Raw genomic sequence first — 18696 nt, 5'->3', positions numbered from 1 at the left:
CGTGCCAGCCACCACCCTCATCGGCGCCGCCCGCACCCGCCCCTGCACCCTCGTCGTGTGCCGGGGCTGCTGCTGCGGCGACGCCCGCAAGTACCCCGGCTACGACCACGACTGGCAGCTGGAGCGCTGGCAGGCGGCCGCGCGGGCCTCGCAGGGGCGGTTCGCCGTGCGCGTCGTCGACTGCCTGGGGCCGTGCGACCAGGCGAACGTCGTCGTCCTCCAGCCCTCCGCCCAGGGCCGCGCCCGCGGCGGGAAGGCCACGTGGATCGGCTGGTCGATGGGCGACGACGCGACCGACGAGGTCCTGGCGTGGGCGGAGGCCGGCGGGCCCGGTCTCGCGCCCGCCCCGATCGCCCTGGAACTGCAGTTCATCGAGGCGCAGGGCGAGCGCGTCAGGCGGCGCCGCTCCCGCTGAGCCGATCGGGCCCACTGGACCGGCCGCCCGGCCCGCCGACCCTGTCCAGGGCCGCGACCAGTTCATCGGTGATGCCGGGCGCACCCGCGTTGTGCCCCGCTTCGTCCACGACGATCAGCTCGGCGTCCGGCCAGGCCTGCGCGAGCCGCCACGGGATGCCGAGCAGGTTGCCCAGGTCCACCTTCCCCTGGACGATCACCGCCGGAAGCCCCTTCAGCAGCGGCAGGTCGCGCAGCACCGTGTCGGGCCCGTCGAGGAAGTGGTTGCGGGAGAAGTAGTGCGTGACGGTGCGGGCGAAGCCGTACCGGAAGTCCGGGTCCTGGTAGCGGGGGACGGAGCGCGGCGGCTGCGAGACGCACGCCGTCTCCCAGTCGGTCCAGGCGAGCGCCGCCCGCTCGCGCACGGCCGGGTCGGGCGACTCCAGGAGCCGGTTGTACGCGGCCGCGAGATCGCCGTCCCGCTCGCCGGTGGGCAGCCCGTCGAGGAACGCGGCGAACGCCTCCGGGAACACCGTGCCGAGGCCCCGCGTCAACAAGTCGACTTCTTCCTGGCTGCCCGTCGCCAGGCCCGTCAGGACCAGTTCGGAGACGGCGTCCCGGTGCGTCTGCGCGTACCGCAGGGCCAGCACGGACCCGAAGGACACGCCCCACACCAGCCAGCGCTCGATACCGAGGTGGGCGCGGAGCAGCTCCAGGTCGGCGATCAGCTTCGGCAGCGTATTGACGCTCATGTCGGTGTCGTACGCGCTCGCCGGCGGCGTGGAACGCCCCGCGCCACGCTGGTCGAGCAGCACGATCCGGTAGCGCTCCGGGTCGAACAGCCGCCGGGTGAAGGGCGCGGCCCCGGAGCCGGGCCCGCCGTGCAGCACGACGGCGGGCTTGCCCCGCGGATTTCCGCAGGTCTCCCAGTGGATCCGGTTGCCGTCACCCACGTCCAACAGACCCTGGGCATACGGTTCGAGAGGCGCATACAGAGGCATCCGGCGAACCTACTCCCCGCCCGCCGCGCGCCGCCTCGGAGTCAATGGACCTTGATGCCGCGCATCCGCCCGTACGCATACACGCAACCGGCGAGTGCCAGGTCGGACAGGAGCATGAAGCCGATGGAGTACGAGTTCTGCGCGCTGTAGATCGCGCCCATGACCAGCGGCGGGACGAAGCCGCCGAGACCGCCGATCGCGCCGACGATGCCGGTGACCGAGCCGACCTGGGACGGTGGGGTGACCTGTGCGACCAGGGCGAAGACGCTGCCGCTCGCGGTGCCGAGGCCCGCCGCCATGACCAGCAGGTCCAACGTGCCACCGGGCGCCAGAGACGGGTCGAAGGCCTGCACGATGGCGAACAGCGCGACCACCCCGAGCGCGCAGGCGGTGACGATCGCCGCGTGGATCCGGTCGGAGAGCCAGCCGCCGATGGGCCGGAAGATCACGGTGACGAGGGCGAACCCGGCGGCCTTGGTACCGGCGTCGACGGGGTCGAGTTCGTACCAGGTCTTCAGGTACGTGGGCAGATAGGTGCCGTACGCGACGATGCCGCCGAAGCCGATCGCGTACAGCGCCGACAGCTCCCAGGTCACCCGCAGCTTCCCGGCATCGCCGAGGCGCTCGCCGAGCGAGGTGGTGGGGATGACGCGGTCGGGGCGGTCGCTGATGAGGAACCAGGCGACCACGACGTACGCGGCGAGCGCGATCGCGACGATGTAGAACGGCAGGTTCTCGCCGTGCTTGGCGATGCGCGGCGTGAAGTACCCGGACAGCGCCACACCGCCCATGCCCATGCCGAAGATGCCGACCGCGGCGCCGCGCTTGGCGGGCGGGAACCAGGAGTTCACCAGCGGCACCCCGATGGCGAACGTGGTGCCGCCGAGGCCCAGCAGGAAGCCGACGAGGACCATGGCGAGATACGAGTCCCTGGCCACGGTCACGAGCAGCACGGGGATGATCGTCGCCGCGGTGACCAGCGGGAACATCAACTTGGCGCCGAACTTGTCGGTCAGGGCGCCGACCGGGATCCGGCCCAGCGAGCCGACGATCACCGGCACGGCCACCAGGAAGGACTGCTCGAACGAGCTGAGCCCCAGGGACTCGCCGAAGGCGCTGCCGAGCGGGGCGATGAGATTCCATGCCCAGAACGTGAGCGCGAAGCCCACGGTCGCCACGATGAGGTTGCGGTAGGCCGCCGCGGGCGGCTTGGACGTCGTCTCCTGCGCTGTCTGTGCTGCCACACGGCCACGCTAGGAAGCGGGCGGGCCCCCAGCCTGCGGAGTTGGGCCGAACGGGTGGAGCCCGGCGGCGCGCGCCGCGTCCCGCAGTACGCCGCGCAGCATCTCCGGGGTGAGCCGGCCGGTGAAGGTGTTGCGCTGGCTCACGTGGAAGCAGCCGAAGAGTTCCAGTCCGTCCAGGTCGACGCGGGCGCCGTGGGCGAAAGTGGGGCGTGGGCGCGGCACCGTCCAGCCGGCCTCGGCGAACGCCGGCAGCGCGGCCTGCCAGCCGAACGCGCCGAGCACGACGACCGCGCGCAGGGTGGGCCGCAGCAGGTGCAGCTCCTGGACCAGCCAGGGGCGGCAGGTGTCGCGTTCGGCCGGCGTCGGCTTGTTGGCGGGAGGCGCGCAGTGCACGGGCGACGTGATGCGGACGCCGTGCAGGGTCAGCCCGTCGTCGGCGCTCACGGCGTCCGGCCGGGACGCGAGCCCGATGTCGTACAGGGCCCGGTAGAGGACGTCGCCGGACCGGTCCCCCGTGAACATCCGGCCCGTGCGGTTGGCGCCGTGCGCGGCGGGCGCGAGGCCGACGATCAGGAGCGGCGCGTCGTGCGGGCCGAAGCCGGGCACCGGGCGCCCCCAGTACGTCCAGTCGGCGAAGGCGGCCCGCTTGGTGCGCGCGATTCCTCCCCGCTGCCAGCTCTCCCGCCACTCGACGAGCCGCGGGCAGGCCCGGCAGCCGCTGATCCGCTCGTCGAGTTCACCGAGACCGTCCATGCACCCGACGATAGGGGCTACGTGAACGCGGCCCCCAACGCGACGAACACGCAGATCAGCACCAAAAGGATCACCAGCAGCGGCCACACGAACCGCAGGTACTTGTCGTAGCCGACCTTGGCGAGGGCCACGCCGCCGATGGTGACGGCGGTCGTCGGCACCCACAGGTTCATCCAGCCGCTGGCCGCCTGCCACGCGGTGACGACGACCGCACGCGAGACGTCCGCGAAGTCGGCGAGCGGCGCGAGGATCGGCATGGCGAGGGTGGCGTGCCCGGACGTGGACGGGATGAGGAAGGCGAGCGGCAGGTTCACGAGGAAGACGATGATGGCGAAGACGCCGGACGCGGTGCCCTTCACGACGCCCTCGATCGCGTGCAGCACCGTGTCCGTGATCTTCGAGTTGTTCATGATGACCGTGACGCCGCGAGCGAGCAGGATGACGAGCGCGGGCGAGACGAAGTCGGCGGCGCCCTGGACGATCGTCGAGCTGAGCTTCTGCTCCCCCATCCGCGCGACGATCCCCACGAGCACGGCCGCGACCAGGAACAGCGCCGCCAACTGCGGGAAAGACCAGTCGAGTTCGAAGCCGTACGGGATCGCTTCGGCGTCGCCGGTCAGGGCGCTCGCCCAGGGCACCACCGAGAAGATCATGAAGGCGAAGACCAGCGCCGTGGCGACCAGAACACCCATGTGCAGACCGGTCAGTTCGGGCACATCGGCCGCCTCGGTGGCCGTCTCGTCGAGGTCCCGGTCCCCCGGCAGAAAGCCCGAGACCGAGCGCGCCGGATCGCTCCGCACCCGCTTCGCGTAACGGATGACGTACGCGATGGTGACCCCGGTCAGCACGATCCACATCGCGAACCGCAGCGCGATGCCGTCGCCCAGTGAGATGTCGGCGGCCGAGGAGGCGACGCCGGTCGCGAACGGGTTGACCGTCGAGCACAGCACGCCGACGCCCGCTCCGAGGATGATCGCGCCGACCGCCGTCATCCGGTCGTAGCCGAGCGCGAGCATCAGCGGCACGATCAGGCCGTAGAAGCCGAGCGTCTCCTCGGCGAAGCCCTCGACCGTGCCGAGTACGGAGAAGACGGCCATGACGCCCGCGATGAGCAGCGCACCGCGCTCGCGCAGCCGGTGGGCGAGGCGGCCGATACCGCGGTCGAGGGCGCCGGTCGCGAAGACGACGGTGATGAACGCGCCGATCGCGAGCACGAACAGAAAAACGCCCGCACTGCCGTACAGATCACCGGAGTTGTCGGGCGAGACGAGGGCGGTCTTCGGGTCCTGGATGCCGTAAAGGCCGTTGACGGGGGCGAGGAACAGGTCGTTGAGGCGGTCGACGAAGGACTGCCCGGAGTCGACGCGCTGATACGTGCCCTCGACGGGCGCGCCCTCACCGTTCCTGTCGTACTCCCCCGACGGGATCAGGAACGCGAGCAGCCAGATCGCGATCGTGACGACGGCGAGCACGGTGAGGGCGCTGGGGAAGGTGAACTTCCTCTTGGCCGGGGGCTGTTCGGGGGCCTCGGTGGTGTTCGCGGTGCTCATGAGCGGCTCCGGAAGTCGGCCGCGTACTCCCGCACGAACGCGCACATCGCGACGACCGTGGCGTGCAGTTCGGAGAACAGGACGCGTTCGTTGGGGGCGTGCAGGTTGCAGAGGTTGTCCTGCGCGCCGAAGAGCAGCACCTCGGCGCCCGGCGCGGCCTGCGCGAGGCCGTTGACCAGCGGGATGGAGCCGCCGGTCGCGACGTACGAGGCGTCGGTGCCCCACGCCTCCTTGAGCGCGGCGCGGGCGGCGCGGTAGGCGGGGCCACCGGTGTCCGCCTCGTATCCGGGCCCGGTGTCACCGGGCGTGACGGTGAGCGCGACGCCGAAGGGCTTGAGCGATCGCAGGTGCCGTACGAGGAGGTCCTGGGCCTCGCGCGGGTCCTGCTGGGGGTGGAAGCGCAGGTTCAGCTTGGCGCGGGCGTGCGGGACGACGGCCGACGCGGCGCCCGCCACGCTCGGTGCGTCGAGGCCGATGACGGTGATCGCGGGACCGCTCCAGAGGCGCTCGCCGAGGGTGCCGCTGCCGAGCAGCGGGAGGCCCTCCGCGACGCCGGCGAGCTCCCGGAACTCCTCGTCGGTGTAGCCGGCGCCGGTCCACCGGTCGCGGCGCAGCCCCTCGACGGCGACGTCCCCGTGCACGTCGTGCAGCGTGGACAGGGCCTTGAGGAGGACGAGCAGGGCGTCGGGGGCCGCGCCGCCGAACTCGCCGCTGTGGCGGGCCTCTTCGAGCGTGCGGACCTCGACGGTGACTTCCGCGGCGCCGCGCAGGCCGGTGGTGAGGGTCGGGGTGCCGGGCCGGAGATTGCCGAGATCGGCGATGACCATGGCGTCACAGGCGAACCGCTCGGGGTCGGTCGGCGGATAGCCGTCGAAGGGGCTGCCGTACTCCTCCTGCCCCTCGAACACGATCTTGACGCCGACGGGCGGGCGGCCGCCAAAAGCCCGCAGCATGCCCAGGTGCGCGATGACATTCGACTTGTCATCCGCGATACCACGGGCCCGCAGCCCGCCCTCGATCTCGGTCGGCTCGAAGGGCGGCGACTTCCACAGGCTCTCGTCGCCGGGCGGCTGCACGTCGTAGTGGGAGTAGAGCAGGACGGTCGGGGCGTCGGGCGTGGGCGGCGGGATCTCGCCGAAGATCACCGGCGCGGTGTCGGGCAGGTCGAGGGTCTCGATGCGCTCCACGCCCGCGTCCCGCAGCAGCCCGACGAGCAGGTCGTGTGCCTCGCGCACCGGCTCCTCCGGGTAGCCGGGGAAAGCAATGGACGGGATGGCGGCCAGCCGCTCCAGGTCGGACCGCAGCCCGTCCATCAGTCGGTCGACCGCGGCCCGTGGGTCGCCGGTCGGGTCGATGGCATCCGTGCCGTCCATGTCTCGTGTGCCCCTCGCTGTCGATTACGCGCTTTTCGCCCGGATTATCCGGGCTGAGCGGGGGCGGTTCGGCCGGGGCTCGCCGAGGGGTCGCGACAACGGGTTCGGGGCGGAGCACAGGCGGGGCTATCGTCGGACGCATGGCATCGCAGACACCGGGGACACCACAGGCGCCGGACGGGTCGGGCGGCGGCGGAAGCGTGCGGGTCGACAGCTGGATCTGGGCGGTACGCCTGGTCAAGACCCGCTCGGCGGGCGCCGCGGCCTGCAAGGGCGGACACGTCAAGGTCAACGGGACGAGCGTCAAGCCCGCCTACGCGCTGCGCATCGGCGACGAGGTGCGGGTGCGGCGGCCCGGCGAGCGCGAGCGCCTGGTGAAGGTCACGCGTCTGATCCGCAAGCGGGTCGGGGCGCCGGTCGCCGCCGAGGCCTACGTCGACAACTCCCCGCCGCCGCCCCCGCGCGAGGCGATCGCCCCGGTCCCCATCCGCGACCGCGGCACGGGCCGCCCGACGAAGCGCGACCGCCGGGAACTGGAACGCCTGCGCGACATCTTCGGCCAGGGGCAGGGGCCCAACTAGGCCTCCGCCTCAGGCACTTGAGCCACTTCACGCCCCCCCGGCGGCGATTGAGCCATATCAAGCCCCGCAGGGGCCGTCACGCCGGGACGGCCCGCACCCACGCCCCGTCCTCCGTCAGCACCCGGTCAACCTTCAAGTCGGCCCGCCCCAAGGCCTGTTCGAACTCCTCCGGGGTCAACGGACGGGCCCGATACGTCTGCGTCCACACCGCATCCGGGAACACGTACTCGACCTTCACCGACCTCACCCCGTCACCGACCGGCTCCGAGTAGAGCTTGCGGATCGTGAACCCGCCACCGGGCCCGGTCACCTCACGCGGCAGCCCCTCGTGCGCCCCCGGCCGCTCGCGCTGGATCAACACGCAGCCGTCGTCCGCCACATGGCGCCGACAGGCGGCCAGCATCCCCGCCCGCACGTCCGCGTCCCCGGTGTGGACGAGGATGGACCCGAGCAGCACCGCGTCGAACGTCTCACCGAGGTCGAGTCTCTCGATGGCGCTACGCACGGTACGCGCACCCCGGACCCGCTCCAGCATCTGAGGCGACTCGTCCACCGCCGTCACCCGAAACCCCCGCTCGACGAGCGGATGCGTCACGCGGCCGACCCCGCAGCCGAGTTCCAGCAGGGTCGCTCCGGCGGGCACGGCGTCCGCGACGACATCCGGCTCGTCCTCGACCGCGAGCCGCGAGTACAGCTCCACGGCACAGCCGTCCGGCGTGATCGCGCCCGGCCCCGTGCCCTCGTATCCCGTACGCATCTCAAGACCCATGCAGGCCCAACGAACCGCCCGCGGGCCCCGTTCCCGCCCTACGCCGCTTCACCCGTGAGTGGCATGCTGGGAGGTGCCGCACCCCGAGGGGATGGTGACCATGCGCCCGACGCCCCCGCCGCACTTCGTCCGCACCGGTGACGAGCCGGTCACGGCCCGCAGCCCGCTGCGCCTGCGGCTCGGCCTGGCACTGTTCGGGCTGGTGTGGACCGTCTTCGGCACCGTCGCGTTCCTGCTCGCGCACCGTCCGTGGTGGGCGCTGGCCTGCGGAATCCTGTGGCTGATCACGACGGTCGACCTGTTCATGATCCTTCGGCACATCCGCCAGGGCCCGCACTACCAGCCGGGCCGGGACGTTCCGCCGTACCACAAGCCCCGGTAGCGGACCTCAGTCGTCGAAGCGGGCCGCCGCCAGGTAGTCCGGCTGCGGGTCGAGCGCGGCGGCGAGGCGGAAGTGCCGCCGGGCCTGCTGCGGGCGCGACCACCGCTCGTACGTCCTGGCAAGCGCGAAGTGCGCGAACGCGTTGTCCGGCTCGCGCTCCAGGACGATCGTGAACTCCAGCTCGGCCGCCCGCAGTTGCGCGGCGGCGAAGAACGCGCGGGCCCGCAGCAGCCGGGCCGCCGTGTGCTCCGGGTAGACGGCGAGCACGTCGTCCAGGAGCTTCACCGCTCCGCGCGGATCGCGCGCGGCCAAGAGCTGCTCGGCGGCGCGATAGTCGATGACGTGCGTCTCCGGGGTGGCATCGGGCACGACGAACCTCCTCCTGGTGTCGACAAGGTCAACACCATGGACCGTAGGGGCTATTCCTGCCCGCGGCCCCCACGGAGAACACGTGCACGGACCACGGGCCCGAACACGCGGTGCGATCAGCGCGAGCGGCTCAGTGACACGGTGAGCACCATGCCCACGAGCACGAGCAGGGCTCCGGCGATCATGAAGGCACGGTCCACGCCGGGCCGTTCGCCCCCGAGCAGCACGGTCTCGCGCGGGTCCTCGGTGTCGTACGCGACGCTGACGACCCCGCCGGCGGGCAGCGGCCGCCGTTTGCTGGGCGGCACCGGGGAGACGACCTCGACGACCCGCCCGTCGCCCGTCTCGAACTGGAGCAGCGGCCGCTCCGACCCCGGCTGCGGCGGTTTGACGAGGGCCTGCGCGATGTTCCCCGCGTCCCGCACGCGACGGCTGCGCTGAAGTCCGTAGGCGCCCGCGACCAGCGCCACCAGGCCGCCGAGCGCGGTGCAGGCGGCGAGGACGATCACGCGGTCGCGGCACGCGCCCGGCGCGCCAGCTCCGCCCAGACCTCGTCGACCCGCGCCCTCAACCGCTCCAGCGGTACGTCGTTGTCGATCACGATGTCGGCGAGCTCCAGCCGCTTCTCGCGGGTGGCCTGCGCGGACATCCGGGCCCGCGCGTCCTCCTCGCTCATGCCGCGCAGCCGGGTGAGGCGGTCGAGCTGGGTCCCGGCGCTCGCGTCGACGACGATCACCAGGTCGTAGAGCGGGGCAAGACCGTTCTCGGTGAGCAGTGGCACGTCGTGGACGACGACGGAGTCGGGGCCCGCAGTGGCCTCCAGCTCGGCGGAGCGGGTGCCGACCAGCGGGTGCACGATCTTGTTGAGCGTGGCCAGCTTGTCGGAGTCCGCGAACACGACCGAGCCGAGCTTCGGCCGGTCCAGGCTCCCGTCCGCGGCGAGCACCCCGGTGCCGAACGCCTCGACGACGGCCGCGAGCCCCTCGGTCCCGGGCTCGACCACCTCCCGCGCGATCTTGTCGGCGTCGATCAGCACGGCCCCCCGCTCCACGAGCAGCCGTGACACCTCACTCTTGCCGGCACCGATTCCGCCGGTCAGCCCCACCTTCAACATAAGCGGAAGCTTAGGGCCTGTGATCAGGCGTCGCCCTCGCGTTCCGCCAGGAACTTCTCGAACTCCTGGCCGATCTCGTCCGCCGACGGGATGTCCATCGGCTCCGCCAGCATGTTGCCCCGCTGGTCCGCTCCCGCGGACGCGTCGTACTGGTGCTCAAGGCCCTGGACCAGGGAGACCAGCTCCTCGTCGCCCTCCTGCACCTGCCGGTCGATCTCCGTCTGCGTACGGTGCGCGTCCGTGCGCAGCCCGTGCGCGACGCCCGGCAGCACCATGCCGGTCGCCGCCGTGATCGCCTCCAGGACGGTCAGCGCGGCGTCCGGGTACGCGGAGCGGGCGATGTAGTGCGGGACGTGCGCGGCGACGCCGAGGACGTCGTGCCCGGCCTCCATGAGGCGGTACTCGACGAGGGCCGCGGCGCTGCCCGGCACCTGCGCCTCCTCGAAGGGGCTGGCGTGCCCCGGCACCAGGTCGGTGCGGTTGCCGTGCGGGGTGAGGCCGACGGGGCGGGTGTGCGGGACGCCCATCGGGATCCCGTGGAAGTTCACCGCGAGGCGCACCCCGAGCCGCTCCGCGATCTGCCGCACGGCGGCCGCGAAACGCTCCCACTCGACGTCCGGCTCGGGCCCGGCGAGCAGCAGGAACGGCGCACCCGTCGCATCCTGCACGAGCCGCACCTCCAGCACCGGCTCCTCGTACTCGGTCCACCGGTCGCGGCGGAACGTGAGCAGCGGGCGGCGGGCCCGGTAGTCCACGAGCCGGTCGTGGTCGAAGCGGGCCACCACCTGGTGCGGCAGCGAGTCGATGAGCCGCTCGACGATCTGGTCGCCGGTCTCACCGGCGTCGATGTATCCGTCGAAGTGGTAGAGCATGACCAACCCGGCCGACTCCTGGGCAAGCGCCATGTCCACGGCGGCGAGCCCCTTCGGCTCCCATGAATACAGTTCCTGCGGATCAAGCACAGTGACCGCTCCTCCTCGTGTTCCACCACAAGAACGCACGGAACGGGTGCGGGCATTCCCGCCCGCACCCATTCTCAGCAGCCTCTTACGAACATAAGCAGCGCGTCAGTTGGCCATCACGCGCGCGTGCAGCTTGCCGACCGCCCGCCGCGCCGAGGTGAACGCCCCGTGCTGCCAGGCGTCCGTGTAGCTGAGCCAGTCGCCGGCGAAGTAGACGCGGCCCGTCGGCTCGTTGAGCGGCTTGTAGCGGGGGTCGTCGGGCCCGCCGGGGGTGTCGTGCCAGGCGGCCTCCAGGTGCGGGGTCTGCCGCCAGTGGTGCGAGAACGAGGTCGCCAGCTCGGTCCGGTACTTCTCGCCGTAGATCTTCACGCCCTGCGCGACGGCCCGCGCCTCGCGCGCCGCGGGGCTGAGCTTCGCGTACTTGTCGGCATCCGCGTCGTAGTTGTAGTAGCCGATCATGAGGCCGCGCTCGCCGTGGAACCCGTACGACGGGTGCCAGATGTGGCTGAGGTCCATATCGGTCTCGGTGATGCCGCCGTAGATCCGGTGGTCGGTCTCCCACCAGCGGCTCCGGTACTCCAGGCCGATCTTCCCCGCGGACTGCGGTGTGATGGCCTGCAGGGCGCTCTGCACGCCGGAGCCGAGGTTGTGCGGGATCTTGGCGAGGATGTTGGGCGGCAGCGCGCCCACGCAGTAGTCCGCCTCGACGACCCGGGTCCGCCCGCCCTGCGTATACGTGACGGAGACTCCGTCCCCCTTGTCCGTGATCTTCCCGACGACGGCCCCGGTCCGTATCCGCTCCGCGCCGATCGCCTTCGTCAGCGCCTTCGGTATCTGATCCATCCCGCCGACCGGCTGGAACATCAACATGGCCTGGTCGAAGCCGAATTCGAAGGAGAAGTAGCGCCCGACCCCACTGGCGAACACCTCGGACGCGGACGGCACGTCCCCGAGCACCGTGCCCGGCGCCCCGGTCGCGGCCGGCACCGCGGAGTACCCGCGCCGATCACTGCCCTCGTAGCTGAGCTTGTCCCCCAGCGACCCGAAGTCCTTCAGGAACTCCACGAGCCGATCCTGGTCGGCGGCGGTCAGCTCCTTGTCCAGGGCTCCCTTGTCGGAGGCCTTCGCGAGCAGCTCACTCACATACCCGTAGACGTCGGCCTTGGCGGTCCGGTACCGCACGGGCTTCGTCATCCCTGCGCCCTCGTTGAAGAGATACGCGTCAGCATTCGTATTGGTGAACACCTCGATGGGCACGCCGAGTTCACGACAGTAATCCAGGGTGACCATCCACTGCGGAAGTCTCGCCGGCCCCGCGTTCATGTACTGCCCGTCGCTGAACCGGGCGGTCTGCTTGTTCCCGTACGTGTCGACGGTCGAATCGCCGCCTCGCACCGTGAAGTTGCGCCCACCGGTCCGGCCCCTGGCCTCCAGGACCGTGCAGTCGTAGCCGGCCTTGCCCAGCTCGTACGCGGTGGCGAGCCCGGCGATGCCGCCACCCACGATCACGACCTTCGCGGCGCCGCGACCGCTCAGCGAGAAGTCCCCCGACCGCGGCGCCCGATAAGGCAGTTCACGCTGCGCCGCCTGCGCGGTGGGCGCGAGCCCGAGCGCCCCCATGGTGGCGAACATGGCCCCGGCTCCCCCACTGACCCCCACACTCCGCAAAAACGCCCGCCGACTACTGCCACCAACGTTTGCCTGTGCTGCTGCCATGACCCCGGCTCCCCTCAGATCGCACTCGACCTCAACGACCCGGGGATCGTGCCAACGCCTTGTTACACCCCACCCCCACTTGGTGTATCCCCCACGTTTCCCTTGGGGCGGGTACTTAAGGGGCGCGGGGAACTGCGCGCGCAACCACGCCTGACGTCACACAGCCAACGACCCACCCCAATGTGGCCCAGGGCAAAAAAACAACGGTGGGGCCCGCACCCAAAGGTGCGAGCCCCACCGCTAACTACCTGCTAGCGCAGAGCGTTTCAGCTCTGGCCCCCCGCCAGCTTCTCGCGAAGCGCGGCAAGCGCCTCGTCCGAGGCGAGCGCGCCGGAGTTGTCGGCCGTCTCCGAGGAGTACGAACCGCCGCCGCCACCGCTGCCACCGGAGGCGGCCGGAGCCGCACCACCGGCGGGAGCCGCGGCACCCTCGGCCTCGGCCTGAGCGTCGGCCTCGCGGGACTTGATGACCTGAGCCTGGTGCTGCTCGAAGCGCTGCTGCGCCTCGGCGTACTGGGTCTCCCAGGCCTCGCGCTGGGTGTCGAAGCCCTCGAGCCAGTCGTTGGTCTCGGGGTCGAAGCCCTCGGGGTAGATGTAGTTGCCCTGGTCGTCGTAGGACGCGGCCATGCCGTACAGGGTCGGGTCGAACTCGACGGCCGACGGGTCGGCGCCGAAGGCCTCGTTGGCCTGCTTCAGCGAGAGGCTGATGCGGCGACGCTCGAGGTCGATGTCGATGACCTTGACGAAGATCTCGTCGTTGACCTGGACGACCTGCTCCGGGATCTCCACGTGGCGCTCGGCCAGCTCGGAGATGTGGACCAGACCCTCGATGCCCTCGTCGACGCGGACGAACGCACCGAACGGAACCAGCTTCGTGACCTTGCCGGGAACGACCTGGCCGATCTGGTGCGTACGGGCGAACTGCTGCCACGGGTCTTCCTGCGTCGCCTTCAGCGACAGGGAGACACGCTCGCGGTCCATGTCGACGTCGAGAACCTCGACGGTGACTTCCTGGCCGACCTCGACAACCTCGGACGGGTGGTCGATGTGCTTCCAGGAGAGCTCGGAGACGTGGACGAGACCGTCGACGCCACCCAGGTCCACGAAGGCACCGAAGTTGACGATCGAGGAAACGACGCCGGAGCGGACCTGACCCTTCTGCAGGGTGGTGAGGAACGTCTGGCGGACCTCGGACTGGGTCTGCTCGAGCCAGGCACGGCGGGACAGGACCACGTTGTTGCGGTTCTTGTCCAGCTCGATGATCTTCGCCTCGAGCTCCTTGCCCACGTAAGGCTGAAGGTCGCGAACGCGGCGCATCTCGACGAGGGAGGCCGGCAGGAAGCCACGGAGGCCGATGTCGAGGATGAGACCACCCTTGACGACCTCGATGACGGTACCGGTGACGATCCCGTCCTCTTCCTTGATCTTCTCGATCGTGCCCCAGGCACGCTCGTACTGAGCGCGCTTCTTGGACAGGATCAGACGGCCTTCCTTGTCCTCCTTCTGGAGAACCAGGGCCTCGATCTCGTCGCCGACGGCCACGACCTCGTTCGGGTCGACGTCGTGCTTGATCGAGAGCTCTCGGCTCGGGATGACACCTTCGGTCTTGTAACCGATGTCGAGGAGAACCTCGTCCCGGTCAACCTTGACGATGACGCCGTCGACGATGTCGCCATCGTTGAAGTACTTGATCGTCTCGTCGATGGCGGCGAGGAAAGCTTCCTCGTTACCGATGTCGTTGACCGCAACCTGCGGGGTGGTGGCGGTGGTCTCGGTGCTGCTCGTCATGTGGGAAAGGGCTCCGGCGGACATTGAAAGTCGGTGGGTACTGCTACGCCGGGAGCCCGTTTCGCTCTGAAGAAGCCGGACAGCCTTGGAAGCGCCGAATCCGAACTTCCCGAAGGAACCGGTGGCGCCTCGATCAACCGAGGGGACATGCAACAGATGCGAGCACAGCCTGCTATGTCCGAGGTGCGCAGGCCCGCAGCGCAACTTGTAGCATACGGGGGCAGCCCGACAGGGTCAATGCGCGAAGGCGCACACCCGGGGCGGATCGCCGCATACCCGGCAGAAAAGCCGTCACGCGAGGCCACTCACACCGCAAGGCCCGCACATTATTACGAGGGAGCCGATCATCCAAGAGTCCGGACCTATGGAAGCGCACGACTCCCCCTCTACGGTCGACGACGAGTCGACGGCGACCCGGCGGGACGCGGACACCGCGGAGAGCTCGCGGGCCAACCGCGGCTGGTGGGACAGGAACGCGGACGACTACCAGGTGGAGCACGGCACGTTCCTCGGCGACGACCGTTTCGTGTGGTGCCCCGAGGGGCTCGACGAGATGGAGGCCGAGCTGCTCGGTCCGCTCGACGACCTCGCGGGCAAGGACGTCCTGGAGATCGGGGCGGGCGCCGCGCAGTGCTCGCGCTGGCTGCTCGCCCAGGGCGCGCGCCCCGTCGCCCTCGACCTCTCGCACCGGCAGCTCCAGCACGCGCTGCGCATCGACGGCGGCAAGGTGCCGCTCGTGGAGGCGGACGCCGGGGTGCTCCCCTTCAAGGACGGCTCCTTCGACCTGGCCTGCTCCGCGTACGGGGCGCTCCCCTTCATCGCGGACCAGGTGCAGGTGCTGCGCGAGGTGCACCGCGTGCTGCGGCCCGGCGGTCGGTTCGTCTTCTCCGTCACGCACCCGATCCGCTGGGCGTTCCCCGACGAGCCGGGCCCCGAGGGCCTGTCCGTCTCCGCCTCGTACTTCGACCGCACTCCTTATGTGGAGCAGGACGAGGAGGGGCGGGCCGTGTACGTCGAGCACCACCGGACCGTCGGGGACCGGGTGCGGGACGTGGTGGCGGGCGGCTTCCGGCTCGTCGACCTCGTGGAGCCGGAGTGGCCCGAGTGGAACACGCAGGAGTGGGGCGGCTGGTCGCCGCTGCGTGGGAACCTGATCCCGGGTACGTCGATCTTCGTGTGCGAGCGAGACTGACCGTGTGATCCGTTACGACACCCTGCAAGCCCTCCCCGTACGTTCCGCGCTGCCCGCTCTGGCCTCCGCGCTCGACGCGGACGGCGTCGCGGTGCTCGTGGCGCCGCCCGGCACCGGTAAGACGACGCTCGTACCGCTGGTGCTGGCCGGGCTGCTCGACGAGGACGCTCCCGTACGCCGTGTGGTGGTTGCCGAGCCGCGGCGGATCGCGGCGCGGGCCGCGGCGCGTCGGATGGCGTGGCTGCTCGGCGAGAAGGTCGGGGAGCGGGTCGGGTACACGGTGCGCGGCGAGCGCGTCGTCGGGCCGCGCACCCGCGTCGAGGTGGTCAAGACGGGGGTGCTGCTGCAACGGCTGCAGCGGGACCAGGAGCTCCGCGGCGTCGACGCCATGATGCTCGACGAGGTGCACGAGCGGCACCTGGACGCGGACACCGTGGCCGCCTTCCTGTGGGACGTACGCGAGGCGCTGCGGCCGGAGCTGAAGCTGGTCGCGGCGTCCGCGACCACGGACGCCGAGGGGTGGGCATCGCTCCTCGGGGGTGCTCCGGTCGTCGAGGCCGAGGGCGTCTCGTACCCGGTGGACGTGGTGTGGGCGCCGCCCGCGCGTCCGGTGCGGCCGCCGCACGGGATGCGGGTGGATCCGGCGCTGCTCACGCATGTGGCGTCCGTGGTGCGGCGTGCGCTCGCCGAGCGGGACGGGGACGTGCTGTGTTTCCTGCCGGGCGTCGGGGAGATCGCGCGGGTGGCCGGGCAGTTGGGCGCCTTGGGCGAGGTGGACGTGCTGCAGGTGCACGGGCGGGCGCCGGCCGCCGTGCAGGACGCGGTGCTGTCGGCGGGTGCGCGGCGGCGGGTCGTGCTGGCCACGGCCGTCGCCGAGTCGTCGTTGACCGTGCCGGGGGTGCGGGTCGTCGTGGACGCGGGGCTCGCGCGGGAGCCGCGGGTGGACCACGCGCGCGGGTTGAGCGCGCTGACGACCGTACGGGCTTCCAGGGCGGCCGGGACGCAGCGGGCGGGGCGGGCCGGGCGTGAGGCGCCGGGTGTGGTGTACCGGTGCTGGGACGAGGCGGAGGACGGCCGTCTTCCGCGCTTCCCCTCCCCCGAGATCAAGGTGGCGGACCTGACGGCGTTCGCGCTCCAAGTGGCGTGCTGGGGCGACCCGGACGCGTCGGGGCTCGCGCTGCTCGACGCTCCTCCCGGCGGGGCGATGGCGGCGGCCCGGTCCGTGCTGTCCGCCGTTGGCGCGGTGGACGACGGGCGCGCCACGGAACGGGGGGCGCGGCTGGCACGGCTCGGGCTGCACCCTCGGCTGGGGCGGGCCCTGGTGGACGCGGCTCCCGTGGTGGGCGCGCAGCGGGCGGCGGAGGTCGTGGCGTTGTTGAGCGAGGAGCCGCCGCGGGAGTACGGGGACGATCTCGGCGGGGCGTTGCGTGCCGCTCGGCGAGGGCGTGACGCGTATGCCGGGCGGTGGGCGCGTGAGGTTCGGCGGCTGACGCGCCTGGCGCAGGACGGGACGACCGCACCGGCCACCCGTGACACCGAACCGGACGATCACGTCGCCGGGACCGTCGCCGCGCTCGCGTTTCCCGAGCGGGTCGCCCGGCGCGTCGGAGGGTCGCTGCTCATGGTTTCCGGGACCCGCGCCGACGTTCCCGACGGCTCCGCGCTGCGGGACGCCGAGTGGGTGGCCGTCGCCGTCGCCGACCGGCCCGTGGGGGCCGGGCACGCGCGCGTGCGGCTCGGCGCGGCCGTGGACGAGGAGGTCGCCCGATGGGCCGCCGCGCCGCTGCTTCAGGAGGGCGACGAAGTGGCGTGGGCGGGCGGCGAGTTGGTGGCCCGGCACGTCACCCGGCTCGGCGCCGTCGAACTCGCCGTACGCCCCCTCAAGAACCCCGCCCCCGGCCTCGTACGGGACGCTCTGCTCGAAGGGTTGCGGCGGGAGGGGCTCGGGCTGCTGCGGTGGAGCAGGGACGCCGTGGCGCTGCGGGAGCGGCTGGCGTTTCTGCGGCGGCACGTCGGGGAGCCCTGGCCGGACGTGAGCGACGATGCGCTCCACGCGCGCGTGGACGAGTGGCTGGAGCCGGAGTTGAGCGCGGCGCGGCGCCGGGCGGACCTCGGGCGGATCGACGCCGGGGAGGCGCTGCGGCGGCTGCTGCCGTGGGCGGGCGGCCAGGCGGCGCGCCTGGACGAGCTGGCACCGGAGCGCCTCGAGGTGCCGAGCGGCTCGCGGGTGCGGCTCGACTACTCCGATCCCGAACAGCCGGTACTGGCCGTGAAGTTGCAGGAGATGTTCGGGCTGCGCGAGACGCCGCGGGTGGCCGGGGTCCCCGTGCTCGTACACCTGTTGTCGCCGGCCGGGCGGCCCGCGGCCGTCACCGCGGACCTCGCCTCGTTCTGGGGTGACGGCTACCGCTCCGTACGGGCCGATCTGCGCGGCCGCTACCCCAAGCACCCGTGGCCCGAGGACCCGGCGGCGGCCGAGCCCACGCGGCACACGAACGCCCGCCTCAGACGCTGACCGGGTCCGGCTCCGGCTCGGCCACCGGCGTCTCCTCCGGCTCGCCGGGGCGCCGGCTGCGCGCCTCCAGCCACAGCGACAGCGCGAGCAGCACCACGCCGAGGGCGAGGAAGCCCCACGGCAGGTAGGACGTCAGCAGGAGGACCAGGACGCGCTGGGACTTGACCAGGTCGACCGTCGACTCGATGAAGTCGGGGCGCATCTTCACGTCGCCGGCGAAGGCGGTGACCTTCTTGTCGGGGTCGCCGGCGAGCAGGGTGCCGCCGCGCATCTGCTCCTTGTGCTGCTCCTCGCCGTAGACGGGGGCGCCGGTGGTCGGGTCGACCAGGAAGGTGCGGACGGTCGAGTACCACATCTGCGTGCCGGTCTTGGCGACGGACTCCGGAGTGATGCCCTTCACGGGCAGCTTCTTGGGGAAGGGAACCTTCGTCCAGGGGATGGTCTGCTCGAAGCGGTAGATCTCCAGGCCGTGGAAGTTCTCGGTGCCCTTGTAGTGGATGGGGCGGGTGACGCGGGCGCGCGCGTCGAAGTACTCGTAGTCGCGCGGCTCCGTCAGGAAGGGCCACTTGAACTCGATGCCCTCGCGCTTGACGGGGTCGCCGTCGACCGATTCGCCCTTGGCGTGCACGGGCGCGGAGCTGTGGGCGTCGAAGATGTACCGCTCGGGGATCTCGGTGACCATCTTGCCGTCGGGTCCCACGCCGTAGGTCAGGCCGTCCCAGACGACGACATCGCGCCCGGCGGTCTCCTCCACCTTGTTCGAGGCCTCCACGTTGCCCTTGAGGGTCTGCACGATGCTGAGCTTGGGGACCTTCTTCTCCTTCATGGTCCCGTAGTCGATCAGAGTCGCGTTCTTCGCCTCCAGGACCATGGTCTGGTACTGGCTCGGCGGGATCTTCGCGAGGCGCGGGAACGCGTACCAGCGCATCAGCGGGGACATCGCCGTGAAGAACACGGCGAAGGCGAGCAGGATCAGGCTGGCCTTGCGGCGCATC

At 71.4% G+C, this 18696-nt stretch carries 18 protein-coding genes; 5 read left to right on the top strand and 13 right to left on the bottom strand.

Features of this window, described 5'->3' with window-relative positions; translation table 11 throughout:
• Position 1: 1 nt before the first annotated feature.
• Positions 2–415 (top strand): (2Fe-2S) ferredoxin domain-containing protein, encoded by a 414-nt coding sequence (locus tag ACOKM3_RS30370; protein ID WP_426904196.1) that lies wholly within the window; start codon positions 2–4, stop codon positions 413–415.
• On the opposite strand, the gene pip is transcribed toward ACOKM3_RS30370, so the two are convergent.
• The 5 genes from pip to ACOKM3_RS30345 are packed head-to-tail and all read right to left on the bottom strand — an operon-like array spanning position 393 to position 6314.
• Positions 393–1394 carry a prolyl aminopeptidase gene (gene pip, locus ACOKM3_RS30365; protein ID WP_426904195.1) on the bottom strand — a complete coding sequence of 334 codons (1002 nt, stop codon included), beginning with the start codon at positions 1392–1394 and terminating at the stop codon, positions 393–395. The genes ACOKM3_RS30370 and pip overlap by 23 nt on opposite strands.
• Positions 1395–1435: 41 nt before the next feature.
• Complete coding sequence (locus ACOKM3_RS30360; protein ID WP_426904194.1) at positions 1436–2638, bottom strand: MFS transporter; 1203 nt, start codon at positions 2636–2638, stop codon at positions 1436–1438.
• 9 nt (positions 2639–2647) lie between these two features.
• Complete coding sequence (locus ACOKM3_RS30355; protein WP_426904193.1) at positions 2648–3391, bottom strand: uracil-DNA glycosylase; 744 nt, start codon at positions 3389–3391, stop codon at positions 2648–2650.
• 17 nt (positions 3392–3408) lie between these two features.
• The gene (locus ACOKM3_RS30350; RefSeq protein ID WP_426904192.1) at positions 3409–4941 is read right to left on the bottom strand and encodes a YfcC family protein; all 1533 of its coding nucleotides are present in this window, start codon (positions 4939–4941) and stop codon (positions 3409–3411) included.
• Positions 4938–6314 carry a M20/M25/M40 family metallo-hydrolase gene (locus ACOKM3_RS30345; protein ID WP_426904191.1) on the bottom strand — a complete coding sequence of 459 codons (1377 nt, stop codon included), beginning with the start codon at positions 6312–6314 and terminating at the stop codon, positions 4938–4940. The genes ACOKM3_RS30350 and ACOKM3_RS30345 overlap by 4 nt, the downstream gene beginning before the upstream one ends.
• Before the next feature lie 140 nt (positions 6315–6454).
• Between ACOKM3_RS30345 and ACOKM3_RS30340 the strand changes: the two genes are divergently transcribed.
• Positions 6455–6895 (top strand): RNA-binding S4 domain-containing protein, encoded by a 441-nt coding sequence (locus ACOKM3_RS30340; RefSeq protein ID WP_426904190.1) that lies wholly within the window; start codon positions 6455–6457, stop codon positions 6893–6895.
• Positions 6896–6971: 76 nt separating this feature from the next.
• Here ACOKM3_RS30340 and ACOKM3_RS30335 read toward each other — a convergent pair whose 3' ends face one another.
• Positions 6972–7652 carry a methyltransferase gene (locus ACOKM3_RS30335; protein ID WP_426904189.1) on the bottom strand — a complete coding sequence of 227 codons (681 nt, stop codon included), beginning with the start codon at positions 7650–7652 and terminating at the stop codon, positions 6972–6974.
• Between the two features lie 112 nt (positions 7653–7764).
• Here ACOKM3_RS30335 and ACOKM3_RS30330 point away from each other — a divergent pair, with 112 nt between their 5' ends.
• On the top strand, positions 7765–8046 hold the full coding sequence (locus ACOKM3_RS30330; RefSeq protein ID WP_426904188.1) for a DUF6343 family protein: 282 nt from the start codon (positions 7765–7767) through the stop codon (positions 8044–8046).
• A 6-nt stretch (positions 8047–8052) separates the two neighbouring features.
• On the opposite strand, the gene ACOKM3_RS30325 is transcribed toward ACOKM3_RS30330, so the two are convergent.
• From ACOKM3_RS30325 to rpsA, 6 genes are all read right to left on the bottom strand, one after another.
• Positions 8053–8415: a tetratricopeptide repeat protein gene (locus ACOKM3_RS30325; protein ID WP_426904187.1), complete on the bottom strand. Its 363-nt coding sequence runs from the start codon at positions 8413–8415 to the stop codon at positions 8053–8055.
• Positions 8416–8531: 116 nt separating this feature from the next.
• Positions 8532–8924: a hypothetical protein gene (locus tag ACOKM3_RS30320; RefSeq protein WP_426904186.1), complete on the bottom strand. Its 393-nt coding sequence runs from the start codon at positions 8922–8924 to the stop codon at positions 8532–8534.
• On the bottom strand, positions 8921–9529 hold the full coding sequence (gene coaE / locus ACOKM3_RS30315) for a dephospho-CoA kinase (protein WP_426904185.1): 609 nt from the start codon (positions 9527–9529) through the stop codon (positions 8921–8923). The genes ACOKM3_RS30320 and coaE overlap by 4 nt, the downstream gene beginning before the upstream one ends.
• 23 nt (positions 9530–9552) lie before the next feature.
• On the bottom strand, positions 9553–10491 hold the full coding sequence (locus tag ACOKM3_RS30310) for a PAC2 family protein (protein WP_426904184.1): 939 nt from the start codon (positions 10489–10491) through the stop codon (positions 9553–9555).
• A 105-nt stretch (positions 10492–10596) separates the two neighbouring features.
• Complete coding sequence (locus tag ACOKM3_RS30305) at positions 10597–12123, bottom strand: flavin monoamine oxidase family protein (RefSeq protein ID WP_426904183.1); 1527 nt, start codon at positions 12121–12123, stop codon at positions 10597–10599.
• 350 nt (positions 12124–12473) lie between these two features.
• Entirely contained in the window at positions 12474–13994 is a 1521-nt protein-coding gene (gene rpsA, locus ACOKM3_RS30300; protein WP_426904182.1) for a 30S ribosomal protein S1, read from the bottom strand.
• A gap of 364 nt (positions 13995–14358) precedes the next feature.
• On the opposite strand from rpsA, the gene ACOKM3_RS30295 reads away from it, so the two are divergent.
• Complete coding sequence (locus tag ACOKM3_RS30295) at positions 14359–15186, top strand: class I SAM-dependent methyltransferase (RefSeq protein WP_426904181.1); 828 nt, start codon at positions 14359–14361, stop codon at positions 15184–15186.
• A gap of 4 nt (positions 15187–15190) precedes the next feature.
• Entirely contained in the window at positions 15191–17701 is a 2511-nt protein-coding gene (gene hrpB, locus ACOKM3_RS30290) for an ATP-dependent helicase HrpB (RefSeq protein WP_426904180.1), read from the top strand.
• On the opposite strand, the gene ACOKM3_RS30285 is transcribed toward hrpB, so the two are convergent.
• The gene (locus ACOKM3_RS30285) at positions 17691–18695 is read right to left on the bottom strand and encodes a PorA family protein (RefSeq protein WP_426904179.1); all 1005 of its coding nucleotides are present in this window, start codon (positions 18693–18695) and stop codon (positions 17691–17693) included. The two genes, hrpB and ACOKM3_RS30285, sit on opposite strands and share 11 nt — an antisense overlap.
• Between the last annotated feature and the right edge of the window lies 1 nt (position 18696).

Source organism: Streptomyces nidicola, assembly GCF_050106155.1.
Taxonomy (GTDB): Bacteria; Actinomycetota; Actinomycetes; order Streptomycetales; family Streptomycetaceae; genus Streptomyces.
Note: the sequence above shows the minus strand (reverse complement) of the source record. Positions and strands in the feature narration are given on the sequence as shown.

Coding starts and splice junctions, on each gene's coding strand:
- pip (WP_426904195.1), bottom strand. CDS start 1,394: ATGCCTCTGTATGCGCCTCTCGAACCGTATGCCCAGGGTCTGTTGGAC.
- ACOKM3_RS30355 (WP_426904193.1), bottom strand. CDS start 3,391: ATGGACGGTCTCGGTGAACTCGACGAGCGGATCAGCGGCTGCCGGGCC.
- ACOKM3_RS30350 (WP_426904192.1), bottom strand. CDS start 4,941: ATGAGCACCGCGAACACCACCGAGGCCCCCGAACAGCCCCCGGCCAAG.
- ACOKM3_RS30345 (WP_426904191.1), bottom strand. CDS start 6,314: ATGGACGGCACGGATGCCATCGACCCGACCGGCGACCCACGGGCCGCG.
- ACOKM3_RS30340 (WP_426904190.1), top strand. CDS start 6,455: ATGGCATCGCAGACACCGGGGACACCACAGGCGCCGGACGGGTCGGGC.
- ACOKM3_RS30335 (WP_426904189.1), bottom strand. CDS start 7,652: ATGCGTACGGGATACGAGGGCACGGGGCCGGGCGCGATCACGCCGGAC.
- ACOKM3_RS30330 (WP_426904188.1), top strand. CDS start 7,765: ATGCGCCCGACGCCCCCGCCGCACTTCGTCCGCACCGGTGACGAGCCG.
- coaE (WP_426904185.1), bottom strand. CDS start 9,529: ATGTTGAAGGTGGGGCTGACCGGCGGAATCGGTGCCGGCAAGAGTGAG.
- ACOKM3_RS30305 (WP_426904183.1), bottom strand. CDS start 12,123: ATGTTCGCCACCATGGGGGCGCTCGGGCTCGCGCCCACCGCGCAGGCG.
- rpsA (WP_426904182.1), bottom strand. CDS start 13,994: ATGACGAGCAGCACCGAGACCACCGCCACCACCCCGCAGGTTGCGGTC.
- ACOKM3_RS30295 (WP_426904181.1), top strand. CDS start 14,359: ATGGAAGCGCACGACTCCCCCTCTACGGTCGACGACGAGTCGACGGCG.
- ACOKM3_RS30285 (WP_426904179.1), bottom strand. CDS start 18,695: ATGCGCCGCAAGGCCAGCCTGATCCTGCTCGCCTTCGCCGTGTTCTTC.